Genomic DNA, 21,212 nt, shown 5'->3' on the forward strand with positions numbered 1-21,212 from the left:
CTACCGGCGCGACGGCCGGGTGATCGCCGAGGACGAAGCGAGCCCGCTCCCGTGTCCGGAACGAACCGAGGAAGGCGAGTGATCGCGTTGTTGAGCCCTCAAGACAACGAGCGCTTGTGCCGCATCGGCCCAGACACCGACATGGGTCGGGTCATGCGCCGGTACTGGTTGCCGGTGGAACTCGGCTCGAACCTGGCGGCCGGCGGGGCACCCCGCAGCGTAAGGCTGCTGGGGGAGGACCTGGTGGTCTTCCGGGATAGCAGTGGCCGGGTCGCGCTGATGGACGAGTACTGCCCGCATCGAGGAGCCTCCCTTGCCTTGGCCCGCAATGAGGAATGCGGTCTGCGCTGCATCTACCACGGTTGGCTGATCGACGGCCGGGGGCGGATCGTCGATGTTCCGAACGAGCCCGAGCCGGACCGGCTGCGGGAGAAGGTCCGACACACGGCTTACCGGACGGACGAACTGGGCGGCGTCGTGTGGGCGTACCTGGGCCCACCCGAATTGGAGCCACCGGTGCCCAGGTTCGAGTGGACAGGAATGCCCCCCGACCACGTGGCGATCATGAGACTGCGCGTCGACTGCAACTGGGTTCAGGTGCTCGAAGGGCTGGTCGACTCATCGCACGTGGGCTTTCTCCACAGCGACCACGTGCGACCGGTCGCCCGGACGGCCGCGCCGGAAGGCGGCACGCAGGTCGACTGGGAGGACGGGGGGCGCATCCAGCGCCCGTCCGACGATCGGCGGCCCCGCATGGAGGTGCAGGACACCGACTACGGTTTCCGCAGCGCGGCCATTCGCCGCACGTTGCAGGATCCGGACCGCAAGAAGTACGTGCGGACCACGCTCTTCATCGCGCCGGTCTACACGGTGCTGCCCGCGATACCGGGATGGGGAACGATGCAGTTTCCGGTCCCGCTCGACGACGAGCACACCATGTTCTACAACGTCCAGTACTGCTACGAGCAGCCTGTCGACGAGGAGTACCTGCGGGAGAAGGCCGGCTGCCCGCCCGAGGACGCCGAAGACGACCCGCACCCGGTGCGGCGGCGGGAAACCCGGTGGCGGCAGGATCGGACGGCGATGCAGTCCGGCGCCAGCTGGTCGGGCATCGACGGGATCATGCTCGAGGACCTCGCCGTCCAGGAGAGCATGGGGCCGATCTACGACCGCAGCCGGGAACACCTCGGTGCCACCGACCGGGCGGTCACGCACCTGCGACGGGTGCTGCTGCGTGCCGCGGACGGCGTCGGGCGAGGCGAAGCACCGATCGGGGTGAGCCGCGACATCGCCCACGAACGGCTCCGCGCCGACGACCGCGTCATCGACATCGATCAGCCCTGGCAGACCGTCGGCGACCTCTCCGCGACCCCTTCCGACTGAACCGACCGAGTCGGGCCCACCGGAACCGCCGTGCGGCGCCCGATCCCCACTCCCGAAGGAGGACGATGGGACGCGATTGGACCCCCTACCCGCGGATCACGGCCGCGCATTATCGCCGACGAGGCCACTGGCACGGCAAGACGCTGGGGGAGCGGTTCCGCGAGTGCGCGCGGCGGTACGCCGACGACCTCGCCGTCGTCGCAGGCGATACCAGGCTGACCTACGCCGAGCTCGACACCCGATGTGATCGGCTCGTCGGCGGTCTGGCCGCGCTGGGCGTCCGGGCCCGTGACCGGGTCGTCGTCCAGCTCCCGAACGTCGTGGAGTTCGTCGAGGTGCTGTTCGCGCTGACGCGTGTCGGCGCGACGCCCATACTCGTCATACCCTCCTATCGCCGACATGAGCTCCGTGCGCTGATGGAGATCGCCGAGCCGGTGGCGTACGTCGTCCCCGACCACTACGGCGGCTTCGACTTCCGGTCGCAGGCCAGGGAGCTCGGCAAGGACATCGGGACGCTGCGGCATGTGGTGGTCGCCGGGGAACCCGAGGAGTTCATACCGGTGCGGGAGCTCTACCGCGAGCCCGAACCACTTCCGGACGTCGACGCCGGCGACCTCGCGCTGTGCGTGATGTCGGGCGGGACGACGGGTGGCCCGAAGCTGGTGCCGCGCACCCACGAGAACTACGCCTACCTGCCCGATGCGTGTGCCGCGGCGGGTCTCGACCGCAGCGACGTCTACCTCGCCGCCCTGCCGCTGGCGCACAATTTCCCGCTCGCCTGTCCGGGCCTTCTGGGGACCCTCACTTCCGGGGGGACCGTCGTCATGTCGCCGACGTCGAGCCCGGACGACGCGTTCCCGCTCATCGAGCGGGAACGGGTCACCTGGACCACGCTCGTCCCCTCCGTCGTGGACTTCTGGACCGAGGCCGCGCAGTGGCACCGCGGCGACCTGTCGAGCCTTCGGCTCGTTCAGGTCGGGGGCGCGGTGTTCCGGCCGGAGAGCGCGCGGCGCGCCGCGCAGGGCCTGGGCTGCGGTCTGCAGCAGGTTTACGGCATGGCCGAGGGCCTGCTGACGATGACCGCGCTCGACGATCCGGACGATCTGGTCCTCACCACGCAGGGACGACCGCTGTGTCCGGCCGACGAGGTCCGGATCGTGGATCCCGAGGGGGGCGACGTCGAGGCGGGCTCGGTGGGGGAGCTGTGGACGCGAGGGCCGTACACCGTGCGGGGCTACTTCCGCGCGCCGGAGAGCAGCGCCGAGTCGTTCACGCCGGACGGCCTGTACCGAACCGGCGACCTGGCTCGACGGCTCCCCTCGGGGCACCTCGTGATCAAGGGGCGGCTGAAGGACGTGATCAACCGCGGCGGCGACAAGGTCCCGTGCGAGGAGCTGGAGGGCCACCTGCTCGCGCACCCCGCGATCAGCGCCGCCGCCGCGGTGCCCGTCGCCGATCCCGGTCTGGGCGAGCGTGTCTGCGTGTTCCTCGTCTCCGAGCAGGCGCCGTCCCTGCGAGAGATCAGGGCCTTCCTGACGGCGAGAGGGGTGGCGAGCTTCAAGTTCCCGGAGAGGCTCGAGTACGTGCAACGCCTTCCCCTGACGAAGATCGGGAAGATCGACCGGAAGGCGCTGGTGGCGCTGGCCGCCGGGTCGGCGGCAGGTTCCGGATGATGCTTCAGCGCAGCCCGAAGCCGGTCGCGAGCAGCCGCGGCAGCTGGGTGTCGGGGGCCTTGAGGAAGAAGTGGCCGCCGGACAGGGCCACGGGCGGATGGAAACGGGCCGCGCACCGGCGCCACCCGTCGAGCCGATCGGGACGGACCTCGTGGTCACGATCGCCGTAACAGACGAGAAGTTCGGCCACCGCCGTCGCGGTGGGAGTGTACGTCTCCAGCAACCGGTAGTCCTCCCGGACGGCCGGCAGGAACATCGCCCGCAGCTCGTCGACCTGCCACAGCGGCGCGGAGTCCGGATCCTGGCGGACCATGTCGGCGACGAGGTCCGCGTCGTCCGCGAGGTGCAGCGCGGTCGTCGGGCGGTCCTCGGGCGAGTCCTGGCCGGAGACCACCAGCCGCACATCGGTGGCGCCGGCGCGGGTCAACGCCGCCGCGGCCTCGTACGCGACATAGGCGCCCATCGAGTGGCCGACCAGCACCGGCGATGCGATTCCGGCGCGGCCGATCGCGTCGGCGGCGCTGCGGGCCAGGCCCACGAGGTCGTCGCCGTAGGGGTTGTCCGCGTACGAGTCGTCGATGCGGGCGTCCCGACCGGGATAGGTGACGCCGACGAGATCGGTCGCCCGCAGGACCGCCCCCCAGTGCTGGAAGAAGCGCGGGCTGCCGCCCGCGTGCGGGAAGACGACCACGGTGGGCGACCCGGGGGCTCCCCGGTGAACGGCGGTGAGCATGCCACCGATTATCGCGCTAATCCAGATGGTCCCGGGCGGCCTGCGGGGCGCTCCCGGTCCGCACATTGTCACGTCGACAGATTGGGGAATGAAGTGGTAGCCGACTTTCGGCCGAGCGGCACGCACGACTGGCACTCGGCAACATACGTTTCCGACTGGATCGAGGGCGACGCGACCCGCGACGACGACCGGCGGCCGGCGCTGCGCCGCCTGGCCGGGCTGATCCCGGCGGGCCCGGACCGACCGATCCACGTCCTCGACGTCGGGGGCGGCTACGGCGCCCTGAGCGCGGAGGTCCTCGAACGGTGGCCGACGGCACGGGTCACCCTGCACGACTACTCGGAGGCCATGGTCGGCGCGGCCGCAGAGCGCCTCGGCCGCTACGGACCACGCGTCACCTACCGGCTGGCGGACATGAACGAGCGCGACTGGACGGACGGTCTTGGGAGCCCTTTCGACGCCGTCGTGTCGTCTCTGGCCATTCACAACCTGGAAGAGCCCGAGCTGATCGAGCGTGTCTACCGCGACATTTTCGGTGTGCTCCGCCCCGGCGGTGCCCTGCTGAACATGGATCTCCTTTTTCCCGCCACCCAGGGGCTGGCAGAGCTGTATCAACGCGATTCCACGCGGCACTACAACTGGGACGTCCGGGTCAACCCGGCCGATGTCGACTCGCACCTGCAATGGCTGCGCCGAGCCGGTTTCAGCGAGGTCGACTGCGTGTGGAAGGACCTGGAACTGGGCCTGCTGTGGGCCTTGCGCGCGGCTTGAACACGGGACGGAGCCGACCGCGCGACGACGACGCCTGCAGGCCTGGTACCGGGAGGGGCAAGCACATGCATCCGACAACCAGCGAACTCGACTCGCACGACGACGTGCGCCGCACGATCGCAGCCGTCCTGGAGCTTCCGATCGAGGACATCGACGAGGATCTGAACCTCATCGAGCTCGGCATGGACTCGATGACGATGATGCGTCTCGCCGGCCACTGGCAGCGGACCGGTGCGGTGGTGCGCTTCTCCGACCTCATCGCGCGACCGACACTGGCCGCCTGGCGGGAGCTCCTCGCGCAACGGCACGGGAAACCCGAGGACGCGGCTCGCGACGATCGCCCCGGCGGGACTGACGAGTTCGCTCCGTTCGAGCTCACGACCATGCAGCACGCCTACTGGGTGGGGCGTGCGCCCGGCCAGCGACTCGGCGGGGTCGCGGCCCACTTCTACTTCGAGTTCGACGGCGCGCACGTCGACCAGCACCGGTTGGAGACGGCGGTGCGCGCGTTGATCGCGCGACACGGCATGCTGCGGGTACAGGTCCGCGACGACGGCCACCAGCGGATCCTCCCGAACGCCGAATGGCCGGGGCTCCCCGTCCAGGACCTGCGGGCCATGCCCGCCGACCGGGCCGAGCACGCCTTGGCGGAACTGCGGCGCCGGATGTCCACCCAGGAGATGGAGATCGGGTCCGGCCGGGTACTCGATGTCCGGCTTTCGCTGCTGCCGGACGCGATCCGCACCGGCGGCACCCGGCTCCACTTCGACCTCGACATGATCCCCGCCGACGCCCTCAGCGTGCAGACCCTCTTCGATGACCTGGCGCGGCTGTACGAGCATCCGGACGCCCCGCTCCCCGCGCTCGACTACAGCTTCCCCCGCTACTGCGCCGACCACCGGGCCGCCCGTCCCGCCGATCGGAGGGAGGCCGACCGCGACTACTGGCGGGCGCGCCTTGCCGAACTGCCCGCGGCACCCCAGTTGCCGGTGCTCGCCGACCGCGAGGAGGCCCCGGCGGTGGAGGTCGTGCGCCGCAGCCACTGGCTGGGGCCGGAGACCGTACGCCGCTTGCGTGAGCTCTCCCGGCACCACGGCCTGACCCCGTCCATGACGCTGGCGGCGGCGTTCGCCGAGACGCTGACGGCGTGGAGCGCCGAGCCCGACTTCCTGCTCAACCTGCCGCTGTTCGACCGGGAACCCCTGCATCCCGATGTCGACGCCGTGGTGGGCGACTTCACCTCGTCGGTGCTCGTGAGCTGGGCCGGGTCGATCCCCGGTACGTTCGCCGAGCGGGCCCGCCGGCTGCAGGACCGGTTCCACGCGGACGTGGCGCACGCCCGCTACTCGGGTGTCGAGGTGCTGCGCGACGCGTCGCGACTGCTCGGCGAGACCGTGCTCGCGCCCGTCGTCTACACCAGCGCCCTCGGCTTCGGCGACCTGTTCGCGCCGCAGGCCCGGGAGTCCTTCGGCGAGCCGGCCTGGATCGTCTCGCAAGGCCCTCAGATCTGGCTGGACGTGCAGGTCAGCGAGTTCGACCAGGGAATTCTGGTCAACTGGGACGCTCGTGAGGGCGTCTTCGCCACGGGTGTGCTGGACGCGCTCTTCGAGGCGTATCGCGCGGTGGTGGCGTGGTTGGAGGAGGGGGAGTGGGGACGCCCGGTGCCGGACCTGCTGCCGGACGCCCAGCGACGTGTCCGGGCGGCGGCCAACGCCACCGCGGCCGAGTTCCCGGATGTGACGTTGCACGAGGAGTTCTTCCGGCGGGCCGCCGAGTCCCCGGACCGGGTGGCCCTGCGGTGGGACGAGGACGGGACACTGCGCTACGGCGAACTGGCCGACCGGGCGTTGCGGGTGGCCGGTGCGCTCGCGAGCCGGGGAGTCGAGCCCGGCGAGCCGGTCGTGGTGAGCCTGCCGAGAGGCCCGGACCAGGTCGTCGCCGTGCTGGGAGTGCTGGCGGCGGGTGCGGCCTACCTCCCGATCGGACCGGAACAGCCCGCGGCGCGGCGCGAGCGGATGGAGAGCCTGGCCGGCGCCCGTCTGGTGGTCACCGACGAGGCCGGCGCGGTCGGGCGTCCCGCGGCCGAGGCGGTCGTGATCGGTGCGGCCGGCGCCGAGGCGCCCCTGTCCGGCCCGGTGGCGGTCGACGCCGACACGCTCGCCTATGTGATCTTCACGTCCGGCTCCACCGGGGAGCCGAAGGGGGTCGAGATCACTCACCGGGCGGCGTGGAACACCATCGCCGACATCAATCGCCGGTTCGCCGTGAACGACGGCGACCGGGTGCTCGCGGTCTCCGCGCTGGAGTTCGACCTCTCGGTGTACGACGTCTTCGGACTCCTGTCGGTGGGCGGGTCCGTGGTCCTCGTCCCCGACGCGGCCCGTAGGGACGCCCGGCGGTGGGTGAACCTCGCGCAGCGGCACGGCGTCACCGTCTGGAACTCGGTTCCGGTGCTGTTGGACATGCTGCTGACCGTGGCGGAGAGCGATGCGTCGGCCCGGCTCCCGCTGCGTCTGGTGCTGGTCTCCGGGGACTGGGTCGGACTGGACCTGCCGGGTCGGGTGGCCGCGTTGCGACCGCAGTGCCGGTTCGTCGCGCTCGGCGGCGCGACGGAAGCGTCGATCTGGTCGAACTTCACCGAGGTCGCGCGGGTCGATCCGCTTTGGTCCTCGATCCCCTACGGACGGCCACTGGCCAACCAGCGGTTCCGGGTGGTGGACACCGCGGGTCGGGACCGCCCGGACTGGGTGCCGGGCGAACTATGGATCGGCGGCGCCGGAGTGGCCCGCGGCTACCGTGGCGCTCCCCAGCAGACCGCCCGGCAGTTCGTCGGCGCCGTGGACGGCCGTTGGTACCGCACGGGAGACCTCGGGCGCTACCGGCCCGACGGGGTTCTGGAGTTCCTGGGCCGTACCGACCAGCAGGTCAAGATCCGTGGCCACCGGATCGAGCTCGGCGAGATCGAAGCCGTGCTCCAGAGCCATCCCGGCGTCGGCCGCGCCGTCGCCGCCGTGACCGACGACCGCCGGCTCGTCGTCACCGCCATCGAAACGGGAACCGCCGGTGCCGCGGAAGAGCCGCCTGCGACCCAGGTAGCGGTGTCCCCGGTAGCGGCGTCCCCGGTGGATGCCGCTGCGGAGGAAGTCCCGAGCAGCGCGCCGCCCGCCGGGCCTGCCGAGGCCGACGAGGTGGACGCCCTCCTGGTGCGGATCCTGGGCATGGAGACGATCACCGGCGGCCGCCGCGAGAGCGTCACCGAACTCACCGACCGGCTCGGAGTCGCCGAGCGGCACCGGCCGGTCGTCCGGCTCTGGCTGCGGTGGCTGCGGTCCCGCGAGGTACTGGCGGGCGACGGCGATACCGTGAGCGCCGGTCCTCGGCTCGACGCGGCGCTACGACGGGCCACCCGGCCCGGTGCCGACGGCGACGGCGGGTTCGCGGCCCGGGTCCGCGACCGCGTGCTGCACCGTCGCGACGACTACCGCCGCATCCTCGCCGGAGACCTCGAGCCCGTGGTGCTCCTCGACGACGACCTGCTGGCCCCCTCCGCGCTCGCCGACCACGACCCGAACGGGCGTGCCGCGCTCGCCGAGGCGGCACGCGAGATCGCGGCCCGCTCGGCCGACGCGGGGCGGCCGATGGAGGTCGTCGAGATCGACGGCGGCGCCGGGCGGGCGGCCGAGCGGATCCTGTCCTCGCTCACACCCGAGCAGGTGCGCTACACCTTGCTCGACCGTTCCGCGGCCATGGTCGCCGACGCCGGGCGCCGGCTGGCCGCCTACCCGCACGCGACGGAGTGCCGGGCGGCACCCGACCCGTGGGCGCCCGGAGACCTCCGCCACCGATTCGACGTGGTCCTCGCCGTCAACGCCCTGCACCGCTACCCCGAACCGACGCAGGGGCCGACACTGGCGCGGTTGCTGGCGCGCCGCGGGGGTCGGCTCCTGGCCGTCGAGCAGGACGAGTTGCCCCCGTTCGCCCTGCTCACCGCGGCGTTGCTGGAGTACGGCCACCGCGACCTCGACGGCGAGCGACGCGCCGCGGGATCCCCGACGCTGCCGGCACGGCGATGGGCCGTTCTCTGCGGGCGCACCGGCTGGCACGGCGTCACGCACCGTCCGGTCGGCGCGTCGTCGACCGTACTGCTGCGCGGCCGGCGGCCGGAGACGGCACCCGACGTCGCTCCGACGGAGCTGCTGGCGCACGCCGCCTCGGCGCTCCCGCCGCACATGGTGCCGGACCGGATCGAGGTGGGCGCGTGGCTGCCGCTCAGCCGCAACGGCAAGGTGGACCGGGCGGCTCTCGCCCGGTCCCTGGCCACCGACCGGAACCCCGAACCGGCGGAGCCGCCGCAAGGGCCCCTGGAACGGGACGTCGCCGCCGTCTGGGCGAGCCTGCTGAACCGCGCGACGGTGGGGCGGAACCAGAACTTCTTCGCCCTGGGCGGCGACAGCCTGCTGGCCACCCGACTCCTGGAGAGGCTGCAGCACCGGTTCGTCGGGACCGTGTCCCTGCGGCACTTCTTCGCCGACCCGACGGTGAGCGCCATCGCCCGGCAGATCGCGGGCGATGGCGCCGAGATCGATGGCGCCGACACCGATGGCGCCGAGATCGAGGAGGGCGAGCTGTGATCGGCCTCGTCGGGGCGTCCGGCGCCGTCGGCGCGCACGCCGCGAGATTGCTGTCCCGGCACGGGAAGACCGACCTCCGTCTCGGCGTCCGCCGGCCCGAGGCCGTGGCACCGATCGCGGCGGACCTGCCTGGCGGTGTCGAGGTGGTGCGGGTCGATGTCACGGAGGAGGCGTCCCTCGCGGCCTTCGCCCGCGACTGCGCCGTCGTCGCCAACTGCGCCGGACCGTCACAGCATCTGTCCGAAGCGGCGGCGCTGACCGCCTGGCGGGCGGGAGCGGACTACGTCGATGCGGGCGGTGACGCCAATACCGCCGAACGCGTCGCCCGGGGCGGCGCGGGGGGCGCCGATCGGCGGGCCGTGTTCGCCGCCGGCGCGTGGCCGGGGTTGTCCGGACTCCTGCCGCGGTGGCTCGCCGCACGGGAGTTCACCAGGGTCCACGCCCTGACCGCCTACATCGGGATCCGGGACAGATTCACCGCCACCGCGGCGGCGGACTACCTGGACGGCGCGCTCGGCGGTGCGAGCGAACCCCTCGCCGCCTGGCGGCGGGGTCCGCGCTCGCGGGTGCTCACCCGGTCGATCGATGAGGCGATACCGTTCTTTCCCGAGGACGTGTCCGCATTCCCGTACCTCGACCACGAAGGCGAACAGGTCGCCCGGGCGCTCGACCTGACCCGCGCGGACTGGTACAGCGTGCTGCCGGGCAGGTGGGGCGTGGCGCTCGACGGCGCACGCACACGACCGCGTGGCGACGCGGTCGCGGACCTGCGCCGTGCGGCCGATCTGGACGCCGCGGGCCACCCGGCGTCCACGACCGTACTGACCCAGCTCGACGGCGAGGCCGACGGCGTCGCCCGGACCCGTACCGGCCTGTTGCGGGGCCCCGGCGTGTCGGAGCTGACCGGAGCGGTCACCGCCGCCGCCGCGTTGGCCGTTCTCGGCGGCGCGGTGGCACCGGGGCCGGCCTGCGCCGCCACCGCCCTCGACCCTCTGGCGGCCGTGACGTGGCTGGGGGAGGTCGGCGCCTGCCGCGTCACGGTGCTGGAGAGCTCCGTCGCGGAGCTTCGAGCCGTCGAGGACGGCGCGCTGTGAAGCGATCGGCAGAGCAACCGCGCCGCCTGCGTGTCGTCGTCTGCGGCACCACGTTCGGCCAGTTCTACCTGGCCGCACTGGCGGCGCTGCGCTCCGAATTCGAGCTGGTCGGCGTCCTCAGCCGGGGCAGCGCCCAGTCCGCGGCGAGCGCCGAACGCGCGGGGGTCCCGCTGTTCACCGACCCGTCCCAGCTGCGTGGCCGGGCCGACGTCGCCTGCGTCGTGGTCCGTTCCGGCGTGAGCGGCGGCGCCGGCAGCGACCTGGCACGTGAGCTGCTCGCGCTGGGGATCCACGTGCTGCAGGAACAGCCGGTTCACCACGACGACGTGGCCGGCTGCGTCCAGGCCGCGCGGCGGCACGGCGTCGTCTACCTGCTCGGAGACCTGTACGTGCACCTCCCGCCGGTGCGTCGGTTCGCGGCCGCCGCCCGAGAGCTGCTCGCCCGCCGCCCGGCCCGCCATCTCACCGCCCACTGCGCGATCCAGGTGGCCTTTCCCCTGGTCCATATCCTCGGGGACGCGCTGGGCACGCTACGCCCGTGGCGACTCACGGCCGCCCCGGAACCCGCCGGCCCGTCCCGGGTACTGACCGGACACCTCGGTGAGACCCCGCTGACCGCGATCGTGCATCACGAGATCGATCCCGACGACCCCGACAACCACCTTCCGCTGCTGCAGCAGATTTCCATCAGCACGGATGCCGGACGCCTGTGCCTGACCGACACTCACGGGCCCGTGACGTGGGTCCCGCGACTGCACATACCGGACCCGGTGAAGACGGCCTTCGACTTCGACGACGCGGCGTCGTCGTTCCTCTCCGAGCCCGGCCTCGTCCAGCTCGCCCCGCCGCCGCCCAGTTACCGCGAGGTCCTGACGCGGTGGTGGCCCGAGGCGATCGGCGCGGATCTGCTCCGTCTCCGGGACCGGATCTTCGCCGGCCGGGGCGGCCCCGCATCCGAGCAGTACCACCTGACGCTGTGCCGACTCTGGCAGGAGGTCACCACCGAACTGGGCTACCCGGCTCTGCGCCCGGGCCAGACCCATCGGCCGCTGCCCGCGACCGACCTCATCAGCGCCGCGGCGGCGGCCTCCGCCGACCCACGATGAAACGGAGCGTCCCGTGCTCACATGCAGCCATGTCATATGCAAGGTCGACGACGTCCGATCCCTGGTCCGCGACTACGAGGATCTCGGCTTCACCATGGAATGGGGATCGGCTCCCGAGCGCGCCCACAACGCCTTCGTCCGCTTCGCCGACGGTCCGTTCCTGGAGTTCTTCGAGCTGACGGCGGCCGCCCGCCATTGGCGCCGACCCGTCGGGCTCATGTTCGGCGCCGCGGCGGGTGATCGGCTCGCTCGCTGGGCACGACCCGGGCAGGGCTGGCGCGACCTCGCCCTGGAGACCGAGGCCACGAGCCTCGCCCCCACGCGGGCGGCGCTGCGGTCCGCGGGCGTGGCCACCTCCCGGGTGATCAAGAGGAGGCGGACCCGGCCGGACGGCCGGCCCGTCCGCTACGAGTTCCTCGCGACGCACCCGATCGGGCTGCCCATCGTGGTGTCGGCCTATGACCCGCCGCAGCGGCCGGCCGGCATCGTGCACCCCAACGGCGCGCGCGGCATCGGCCGTGTGCGCTTCGGGGCGGCCGACGCCGAGCTACCGGCACTGGAACGCCTCATCGGCGACGACCCGTACCTGACCGTCGTCCCCGCCGCCACGAGCGAAGTGCTCGGTGTGGAGCTGGTGGGCCTTCAGGAAGATCTCGACCCGGCGAAGCTGCACGGTGCGGTGCTGAGCCGCGCCACCACCTCGAAGCCGGAGGGCGACTCGTGACGAACATCATCAGCGCGGAGGAACTCATCGCCGACCTGCGCCGGACCGGGGTGCGGCTGTGGGAGGAGGACGGCCGGCTCCGGTACCGGGCGCCGAAAGGCGTGCTGACCCCCGATCGCCTGAACGCCCTGCGCGACAACAAGGAGGCCGTCATCGAGCGGCTGCGCGACGGGGAATCGCCCGTGGTGCTGCGTCCCGACCGCGAAGCCAGGTACGACCCGTTCCCGTTGACCGACGTGCAGGCCGCCTATCTCCTCGGCCGAGGTCAGGCCTTCGAGTACGGGGGCGTCGCGTGCCATGTCTACATGGAGATCCGCTATCCCCGCCTCGATGCCGGGCGGGCCGAGACCGCCTGGAACCGGCTCGTGGAGCGTCACGACATGCTGCGGGTCGTCATCGAGCCCGAGGGATACCAGCAAGTACTGCCCACCGTCGCTCACCTTGAGCTGCCGGAGCTCGACCTGCGCGGCATGGACGACGCACGGGCGCAGGCGGAGCTGGCCGCGGTCCGGGCCGACATGGACCACGCGGTACACGACACCACGACCTGGCCCGTCTTCGCGCTCCGCCTGACCCAGACCGCGGCGGACACCGTGCTGCACCTGTCCATGGACTTCCTGGTCGCCGACTGGACGAGCATCTGGATGCTGCTGGGCGAGTTCGAGGCCCTCTACGCCGAGCCGGCCCGCGAGCTGCCCCCGTTGGAGATCACCTTTCGCGACTACGTGATCGCCGAACGCGGACTGCGAGAGTCCGACCGCGGGCGGCGCCACCGGGACTACTGGTGGTCGCGACTGGACGACCTGCCCGCCGCCCCGGAGCTGCCCGTGCTCGCGCAGCCGCCGTCCCCGGCGCGGTTCGCCCGCCGGTCGCTGCGCCTGGAAACCCCGGTGTGGGAGCGGTTGAAGCGACGAACCGCCGACCACGGTCTCACGCCGTCCGTCGTCGTGCTGACCGCCTACGCCGCCGTGATGCAGCGCTGGTGCGGGATGCCGCGGTTCAGCCTGAACCTGACGGTGCTCAACCGCCAGCCGCTGCACCCCGACCTCGGCCGGGTGGTCGGCGACTTCACCTCGGTCGACGTGCTGGCGGTCGAGTGGGCGCGCGCCGACACCTTCGCGGCGAGGGCCGCCGTCATCGGGGCGCAGTTGTTCGAGGACCTGGACCATTCGCTGTGCAGCGGCGTCGAGGTGATGCGCGAACTCGCCCGCCGCCGTGGACGCGACGCCGCCCTGATGCCGATCGTGTTCACCAGCGCGATCGGCCTCGGCGACACCGCCGAAGGGGAACGGCCGACGCACCGGCCCGGGGGCGCCGGGGTCACGCAGACGCCCCAGGTGTTCATCGACTGCCAGACGATGGACGACGCCGACGGTCTCCTCGTGAACTGGGACGTCCGCGAGGGCGTGTTCCCCCGGGGCCTCGCCGACGACATGTTCGCCGCCTTCGAGGCGCTGCTGCGCGAGCTCGCCGACAGTGACGCGCCCTGGCGGGCCGACGAGGTGGTGGCGCTGCCGCGCTGGCAGAGCGACGAGCGCCGGGCGGTCAACGACACCGCGGCGCCGCTGCCGTCCACCCTGCTGCACGAGGAGTTCCTCGCCCGCGCGGCCGATGCACCGGGGCTCCCGGCGGTGATCGACCCGCGGCGGACCGTGGCCTACGGCGAACTGGCCGCGTGGGCCGCGGGGGTGGCGCAGGCGCTGCGGGCCGCCGGGTGCGATCCGGGCGATCGAGTGGCGATCGTCATGGACAAGGGGGCCGAACAGGTCGCCGCCGTGCTCGGCGTCCTGCTGGCGGGCGCGGTCTTCGTCCCCGTCGACGAGGTCCAGCCGCCGGTGCGGCGCCGGGCGATGATCGCCGACGCCGGCGCGCGGCACGTCCTCACCCAGTCGTGGCTGTCCACCGGTGCCGACCGGCCCGCCGGGGCACGGGTGATCGAGGTGGACAAGGTGGAACCCTCTGCGGTGGTGCCCGGCCCCCGGCGCGATCCCGACGACCCCGCCTACGTGATCTACACCTCGGGCTCCACCGGCCGTCCGAAGGGCGTGGTGATCGGTCATCGGGCCGCGGCCAACACCGTCGCCGACATCAACCGGCGTTTCGCGATCACGGCGGCGGACCGAGTGCTCGGCGTCTCCAACCTCGGCTTCGATCTGTCGGTCTACGACATCTTCGGGCCGCTGTCGGCCGGCGGCGCCCTGGTCTACCCGGAGCCCGCCCGCCGCGCCGACCCGTCGCACTGGGCCGCGCTGCTGACCGAGCACGAGGTGACGGTGTGGAACTCGGTTCCCGCGCTCATGCAGATGCTGACCGGCTACCTGCGCTCCGACCCGGCCGCCGTGCCCTCGTCGCTGCGCCTCGCGCTGCTGTCCGGGGACTGGATTCCCGTCACGCTCCCCGACGAGATGGCCGTCATCCCCGGCGTGCAGGTCGTCAGCCTCGGCGGTGCCACCGAGGCGTCGATCTGGTCGATCCACCACCCGATCACCGGCCGCGACCCCGAGTGGCCCAGCGTCCCCTACGGCGTGCCTCTGGCCAACCAGGGCTTCCGCGTGCTCGATCCGTCGTACCGGGACTGCCCCGTGTGGGTTGAGGGGGACTTGGTGATCACCGGGGCGGGCCTCGCCCAGGGCTACCTCGGGGACCCGGAGACGACGGCGGCCCGGTTCGTCGCTCACCCGCAGGACGGGGAGCGCCTCTACCGGACGGGTGACCGAGGCCGCTACCGGCCCGGCGGGGAGATCGAGTTCCTGGGCCGGGCGGACACCCAGGTCAAGATCCGTGGCCACCGCGTCGAACTCGGGGAGATCGAGGCCGCCCTCTGCGAGCACCCGGCCGTGGCGGCCGCCTGCGTGGTCGTCGACGGGCAGCCCCGCGGCTCGCGCGCACTGTTCGGCACGGTCGAAACCGCCCGGCGCCGGCCCGTCGTCGACCCGGACCGGGCCCCGCGGCTGGCGTCGCAGGTGAATTCCGCGACCGGGGCCGTCACCGCCGGTGTCGATCGCGCGGCGGTGGAGACCTATGTCGCCCGGCTCGACGACACCGTGCTCTCGGCCATGACCCTGGCGTTGCGCCGGCTCGGCTTCTTCCCCACCATGGAGACGACGCACGACGGCCACGACATCGCGGCCGCCGTCGACCCGCGCCACCGCTGGCTGCTGGGACGCTGGCTCGCGGTGCTCGCCGACGCCGGCCATCTCGCGGCGTCGGCCGGCGGAACGCGATTCGCCCTCCGCGAGCCCGTCGACGAGGAGACCGTCGCCCGCAACTGGCAGGCCACCGAGGCCGCCTCCACCGGTCTGGGCGTGGCCGAATTCCTGCGGTACGTGCGGAGCAACACCGAGGCCCTGCCCGCGCTGCTCACCGGCGAGCAGGATCCGGTCGCCCTGCTCCTGCCCGGCGGGGAGACCGACGTCGCCGACGCGTTGTACCGGGACGACCTCATGGTCCGCTACCTCAACCGGGGGGTGAGCGCCATCGTCGAGCGCGTCGCGACCGAGTCGTCCGCGACGTCCGGCTTGCGGGTACTTGAGGTGGGCGCCGGTACCGGAGCCACCACGGAACCCGTGCTGGAGGCGCTGGGCGGCTTCGAGGTCGACTACCTGTTCACCGACGTGTCACGGTTCTTCCTGCCCACGGCACGTGCCCGCTTCGGCGCCTACCCCGGGATCCGGTTCGGCGTCGTCGACGTCGACGTCGACATGCGCGCGCAGGGACTGGCGCCGAACTCGTTCGACATCGTGCTCGCCGCCGGCGTGCTGGAGAACTCCCGCGATCCGGCCGCGGCCCTGCACCGGCTCAGCGACCTGCTCACGCCCGGCGGCTGGATGGTGCTCACCGAGCCGACCGTCGAACATCCGTGGATCCTGGCCTCCCAGGCGTTCATGATGACGCCACCGGAGGACGCGGCGCGCCTGTCGGGGTCGTCCTATCTCGGCCGCGACCAGTGGCTCGCTCTGCTCGCCGAGGCGGGCGCGGTGGAAACGGTGTGCCTGCCCGACGACGAGCACGTCCTCGCGCCTCAGGGACTGCACCTGTTCGCGGCCCGCTTCAAGGCCGACCGGGTGCCGGTGCGGCCCGAGGACCTGCGCGAGTTCCTGGCCGATCGCCTGCCCGAGCCGATGATCCCCCGCACCGTCCAGATCGTCGACCGGCTGCCCCTGTCGGCGAACGGCAAGGTCGATCGAGCCGCGATACAGGGTTGGCTCGCCGCCTCGAACGCCGTCGACCCCGCCGAGCCGGACGACGCTCCCGCCGACGAGCTGGAGGCCGCCCTCGCCGCCGTCTGGTCCGACGCGCTCGCCACCGGCCCGATCGGGCGAGCCGAGAACCTGTTCGCGCGAGGGGCGGACTCCCTGATCATGGCGCGCACGGTCGGACGGCTGCGCGAGGAGATGCCGGAAGCCGCCGAGATCCCCTTCGACACGCTGCTGCGGCACACGCTCAACGCGCCCACCGTCGCCGACCTCGCCCGCTTCCTGCGTGAACGGGCCCGACCGGAGCCCGATCGCGCCGATGCGGGCACCGCGCCGCGACTAGACGCCTCCATCGCCAGCCTGGTCCGGTTCCGCGACACCCGTGACGGACCGGCCCGGGTGATGTTCCACGCCGGCATGGGCACCATGGAGTGCTTCCGGCCGCTGGCGGCGCGGCTGACGTCCCAGCGGCTCGGCCCCGTGGTAGGGATCGTGATCGAGGATCCGGAGATGTACTGCGCCCTGGAGCCGAAGAACACGATCGAGCGCCTCGCCGACCACTACACCGATCTGCTGCTCGCCGAGGGCTACGAGCGTTTCCAGCTGATCGGCTACTGCGTGGGCGGGCTGTACGCCACCGAGGTGGCTCGACGGCTGCTGGAGCGCGGCATCGACGTCGACGACCTGATCCTCGTGAGCAGCCATCCGGTCCTCGTCGACGTCGAGGAGGATCTGATGCTCGAGGCGCTGTTCATACCGAACCTCGGTCTCAGCCTCGACCGGCTCGGGCTGGGGCCCGTCAGCCCCGACGCCGCGGGCAGGGCCTTCGCTCAGGCGATCGAACGGCACGACGGCCGGGTTCCGGTGGGTGCGCTGGGCGAGGTCGGCGGCGACGAGGCCCTCGACACGGTCGCCGAGCTCTTCCGGCGACTCGGCGAGCACAGCCAGGAGGACCGGTTCGTCCTGTACGCCAACGCGGCCTCGCGGCTGTCGGGGGAGTACATGCCGCCCGAGATGGTGTCGGGGATGTTCCGGGTGCTGCGGCACAGCTTCCTGTCGACCCGCTTCCGTCCCGCGCCCTACACGGGCGACGTCCGCTTCCTCCTTCCGCACGCGACGTCCGGGTTCGCCCCCGGCATGGAGGACGCGACGATGTCGTTCTGGCGAGAGGTCTGCCTCGGCGACCTCGACGTCGCCGATGTCGACGGCGACCACTTCACCTGCATCGAAGAACCCTTGGTCGCCGAGGTCGCCGCGCACATCGCCCGGCCGCTGCACGACACCTGACGCGACGACCGTCCGTCGGATCCGGACCACCCGCCCCGAAATGCCCGCCCGCACCGGAGGTGCCCTTTCCATGACGCCCACACAGCAGACCCCCGAGGAACGGCGGCTGGCGGAGGTCGTCGCCGCGGACGACGAGGTGCGGGCACGGCTTCCGTCGCCGGCCGTGGCGGACGCGGTCCGGGAGTCCACCGGTGCGCTCGGTGAGATCGTCGAGACGATCATGCTCGGTTACGCCGACCGCCCCGCGCTGGCGGAGCGTCCGGTGGTGTCGGAGCGCACGGACTCCGGCGGCTTCGCCGAGCGTCGGGAGCTCCGTCTGGAGACCGTTTCCTACCGAGAGGCGTGGACGCGCGCGCGGTCGATCGGCACGGCGTGGCGGCACGGTTCGACGGGCGTTCTCGGCCCGGGCGACGTCATCTGCTCGATGGCGTCGCCCAGCGTCGACTACGCGATCCTGGAGCTCGCGACCATCGCCGTCGGCGCCGTGTCCGTGCCTCTCTCTCCGTCCGCTCCGGTCGCGGAGTGGGTGTCCATCCTCTCCGCGACCCGCCCGCGGGTTCTCGCCGTCGGCATCGACCTCGTGGAGACCGTCGTGCGGACGTTGCCGTCCGACCTCCTGCCGCCGACGCTGATCGTGCTGGGACAGGGCCGATCATCGGACCGGGTCGATCTGGCGGTGCGCGATGCCCGCAGGGCGGTCGTCGACGCCCGTACCGGGGTCCACAGCCTGGAGAGCCTGGGCCGTTCCGGCCGGGAGTTGCCGCCCGCTCCGCTGCACGTGCCCGCGGCCGACGCCGAGCCGCTGTCCCAGATCCTCTTCACCTCCGGGACGACCGGTGAACCGAAAGGAGCGTTGTTCCCGCAGCACCTGCTGGCCGACTCCTGGCGCGGGCTGGCGCAGGCACCGCGGCCGGGCATCATCCTGCACTACGCGCCGATGAGCCACATCGCGGGCCGCATCGCGCTCGCCGGGACCTTGGCCAGGGGCGGCACGTGCTGCTTCGTCGGGTCCGGTGACATGTCGACCCTCCTCGAGGACTTCTCGCTCGTCCGCCCGACGGAACTGTCCGTCATCCCCCGGGTGTGCGAGATGCTCTACGAACGGTTCACCAGTGAGGTCGAAGCCAGGGTCGCGGGCGGAGCGGCGCGCGAGGAGGCGCGGGCCCGGGCGGTGGCGGAGCTGCGTGATCGCGTACTCGGTGGCCGGGTGGTCCAGGCGGCGAACGGCAGCGCGCTGCTGAGCGACGAGCTGCGGTCGTTCATGACGATGCTCCTCGGGGTTCCCCTGCACGACGGGTTCGGGACGACCGAAGCGGGCGGGCCGATCCTGGTCGACGGCCGGATCCTGCGGCCGCAGGTCGTCGACTACAAGCTCGTCGACGTACCCGAGCTGGGCTGCTTCGGCACCGACCGGCCGTACCCGCGAGGGGAACTGCTGGTCAAGACCAGAAGCGTGATCTCGGGCTACCACGGCAGGCCGGACCTCACCGCCGCGCTCTTCGATGCCGACGGCTTCTGCCGGACCGGGGACGTGATGGCGCAGATCGGGCCCGACGAACTGCGCTTCGTCGACCGCCGGAACAACGTGATCAAGCTGGCGCAGGCCGAGTTCGTCAGCGTGGCCAGGATCGAGGAGATCCTCGCGGGAAGCCCGCTGATCGACCAGATCTTCGTTCACGGCCACAACGGCCGGGCGTACCTGGTGGCGGTCGTCGTGCCCAGCCGCCAAGCGGTGGAGACCCATCCTGAACCGGCGGCGCTGGAGTCAGCGCTGAGGAGGGAGATCCATGCCCGGGGGAAAGAGGCGGATCTGCGGTCCTACGAGATCCCCCGCAGCTTCATCGTCGAGCACGAGCCTTTCAGCGTGGACAACGGCCTTCTCACCGGACTCGGCAAGGTGCTCCGCGCAAGGGTCCGGGACCGGTTCGACGACCGGTTGGGTCGCCTCTACGAGGATCTGGCCGCCGCGCAGGAGGCCGAGTTCGCCGCCGTACGCCACGGGGCCGGTGACCGGCCGGTCCTCGACACCGTCTGCCGCGCCGTGGGCGCCCTCGTCGGCGACCACGCGACGCGGCCCGCCGGGGAGATGCGTTTCGTCGACCTCGGCGGCGACTCGCTGTCCGCGCTCGGCTTGTCGACCCTGCTGCAGGACGTCTTCGGCGTCGAGATTCCGGTGAGCATGCTCGTCGGGCCGACGACCTCCCTCCGCGACATCGCCGACCACATCGAGGCGGCCGGGACGGCGGGGACGAGCCGGCCGACCGCCCGCTCGGTGCACGGCGCGGGGTCCACGATCAGGGCCGATGACCTCCGCACCGATGCCCTGCTCGGCGTCGCCGCCGCGGCGGCGACGCGTCCGGCGCCCGACGACCGCCCGCCTGCCCGGCACACCGTGCTGTTGACCGGTGCGAACGGATTCCTCGGTCGCTACATCGCGCTGGAACTGCTGGAAAGACCGGACTGCGAGGTGGTCTGCCTGGTTCGCGGCAGAAGCGACGAGGATGCGCGTCGAAGGCTGGAGCAGGCGTTCGACACCGGCGATCCCGGACTTCTCGACCGGTTCCGCGGGCGGGCCGGGCGCCGACTCGACGTCGTCGCGGGAGACGTCGACGCTCCGGGTCTCGGATTGACCGACGAGGGTTGGCTGCGGCTCGCGGAAAGGGTGGACACGATCGTCCATGCGGCGGCCCAGGTCAACCACGTTCTGCCCTACGAGCAGCTGTTCGGACCCAACGTGCGGGGCACCGCCGCGGTGATCGGCCTGGCCCTGGCCTCGCGGCTCAAGGACGTCGTGTTCGTATCGACCACCGGGATCGCCGATCAGGTCGCCGGTGAGCTCGGTGAACAGGACGACGTCCGGGTCGCCAGCCCGACGCGGGCGCTGTCCTCGGCCTATGCCGCCGGCTACGCCAACAGCAAGTGGGCGGGAGAGGTGCTGCTGCGGCACGCCCACGATCGTCATGGTCTTCCGGTCACGGTCTTCCGGTCCGGACTGATCCTGGCTCACCCGAGGTACGTCGGCCAGCTGAACCCGCAGGACATGTTCACGCGGCTGGTCCTCAGCATCCTCCTCACCGGAGTGGCGCCGACGTCCTTCGCCGCGCGCTCGTCCGCCGAGCGCGGCGCCCGATCCGCCGCCTTGGGGGGCGTACCGGTCGACTTCCTGGCGGAGAGCGTGGTGCGGCTGGGCACCGTGCACCCAGGGGCCGGCTACCGCACCTTCAACGCGATCGACCCCGACCCGAAGGGACCGTCGCTCGACACCGCCGTGGACTGGTTGATCGACGGCGGCGCGTCGGTGACGCGAATCGACGACCACTCGGAATGGCTGCGCCGATTCGAGATCGGGCTCCGTGCCGAACCCGAGCGGATCGCCGCCTTCACGGCGTTGCCGTTGATCGAGGCGTTCCGCCGTCCCGCCGTCCCGTCGTCCCCGCCCGTGGAGGCGTCCCGGTTCCGCGCGGCCGTGCGCGACGCCGACGTGGGAGGCACCGGTGTCGTCCCCGGCCTGTCCGCGGAGCTCGTGTCGAAGTACGTGTCCGATCTGACGGCCCTGGGTCTGACAGGCGCCCGGACGAACCGAGCGGCGGGCCGAGACGAGTGAGTTCGACGCG

At 72.2% G+C, this 21,212-nt stretch carries 10 protein-coding genes; 9 read left to right on the plus strand and 1 reads right to left on the minus strand.

Features of this window, described 5'->3' with window-relative positions:
* Positions 1 to 78: 78 nt before the first annotated feature.
* Together AB0L25_RS14795 and AB0L25_RS14800 are read left to right on the plus strand one after the other, a co-directional pair.
* Entirely contained in the window at positions 79 to 1,383 is a 1,305-nt protein-coding gene (locus tag AB0L25_RS14795; RefSeq protein ID WP_500172124.1) for a Rieske 2Fe-2S domain-containing protein, read from the plus strand.
* Between the two features lie 65 nt (positions 1,384 to 1,448).
* Positions 1,449 to 3,056 carry a (2,3-dihydroxybenzoyl)adenylate synthase gene (locus AB0L25_RS14800; protein ID WP_500172126.1) on the plus strand — a complete coding sequence of 536 codons (1,608 nt, stop codon included), beginning with the start codon at positions 1,449 to 1,451 and terminating at the stop codon, positions 3,054 to 3,056.
* A 4-nt stretch (positions 3,057 to 3,060) separates the two neighbouring features.
* On the opposite strand, the gene AB0L25_RS14805 is transcribed toward AB0L25_RS14800, so the two are convergent.
* Positions 3,061 to 3,789: a thioesterase II family protein gene (locus AB0L25_RS14805; protein WP_500172129.1), complete on the minus strand. Its 729-nt coding sequence runs from the start codon at positions 3,787 to 3,789 to the stop codon at positions 3,061 to 3,063.
* Positions 3,790 to 3,882: 93 nt separating this feature from the next.
* Between AB0L25_RS14805 and AB0L25_RS14810 the strand changes: the two genes are divergently transcribed.
* The 7 genes from AB0L25_RS14810 (at position 3,883) to car (ending at position 21,202) form a co-directional block, all read left to right on the plus strand.
* On the plus strand, positions 3,883 to 4,560 hold the full coding sequence (locus AB0L25_RS14810; protein ID WP_500172131.1) for a class I SAM-dependent methyltransferase: 678 nt from the start codon (positions 3,883 to 3,885) through the stop codon (positions 4,558 to 4,560).
* Positions 4,561 to 4,625: 65 nt separating this feature from the next.
* Entirely contained in the window at positions 4,626 to 9,191 is a 4,566-nt protein-coding gene (locus AB0L25_RS14815; protein ID WP_500172133.1) for a non-ribosomal peptide synthetase, read from the plus strand.
* Complete coding sequence (locus AB0L25_RS14820) at positions 9,188 to 10,285, plus strand: saccharopine dehydrogenase NADP-binding domain-containing protein (RefSeq protein ID WP_500172135.1); 1,098 nt, start codon at positions 9,188 to 9,190, stop codon at positions 10,283 to 10,285. Before AB0L25_RS14815 ends, AB0L25_RS14820 begins: the two co-directional genes overlap by 4 nt.
* The gene (locus tag AB0L25_RS14825) at positions 10,282 to 11,391 is read left to right on the plus strand and encodes a Gfo/Idh/MocA family oxidoreductase (protein ID WP_500172137.1); all 1,110 of its coding nucleotides are present in this window, start codon (positions 10,282 to 10,284) and stop codon (positions 11,389 to 11,391) included. The genes AB0L25_RS14820 and AB0L25_RS14825 overlap by 4 nt, the downstream gene beginning before the upstream one ends.
* 13 nt (positions 11,392 to 11,404) lie before the next feature.
* Complete coding sequence (locus tag AB0L25_RS14830) at positions 11,405 to 12,115, plus strand: VOC family protein (protein ID WP_500172139.1); 711 nt, start codon at positions 11,405 to 11,407, stop codon at positions 12,113 to 12,115.
* Positions 12,112 to 17,598 (plus strand): amino acid adenylation domain-containing protein, encoded by a 5,487-nt coding sequence (locus AB0L25_RS14835; RefSeq protein WP_500172141.1) that lies wholly within the window; start codon positions 12,112 to 12,114, stop codon positions 17,596 to 17,598. The genes AB0L25_RS14830 and AB0L25_RS14835 overlap by 4 nt, the downstream gene beginning before the upstream one ends.
* A 70-nt stretch (positions 17,599 to 17,668) precedes the next feature.
* A complete protein-coding gene (car, locus tag AB0L25_RS14840) occupies positions 17,669 to 21,202 on the plus strand; it encodes a carboxylic acid reductase (protein ID WP_500172143.1) in 3,534 nt (1,177 codons plus the stop codon).
* Positions 21,203 to 21,212: the final 10 nt, after the last annotated feature.

Origin of the sequence: Spirillospora sp. NPDC052242 (assembly GCF_040679555.1) — a bacterium.
In the GTDB taxonomy this organism is placed as follows: domain Bacteria; phylum Actinomycetota; class Actinomycetes; order Streptosporangiales; family Streptosporangiaceae; genus Spirillospora.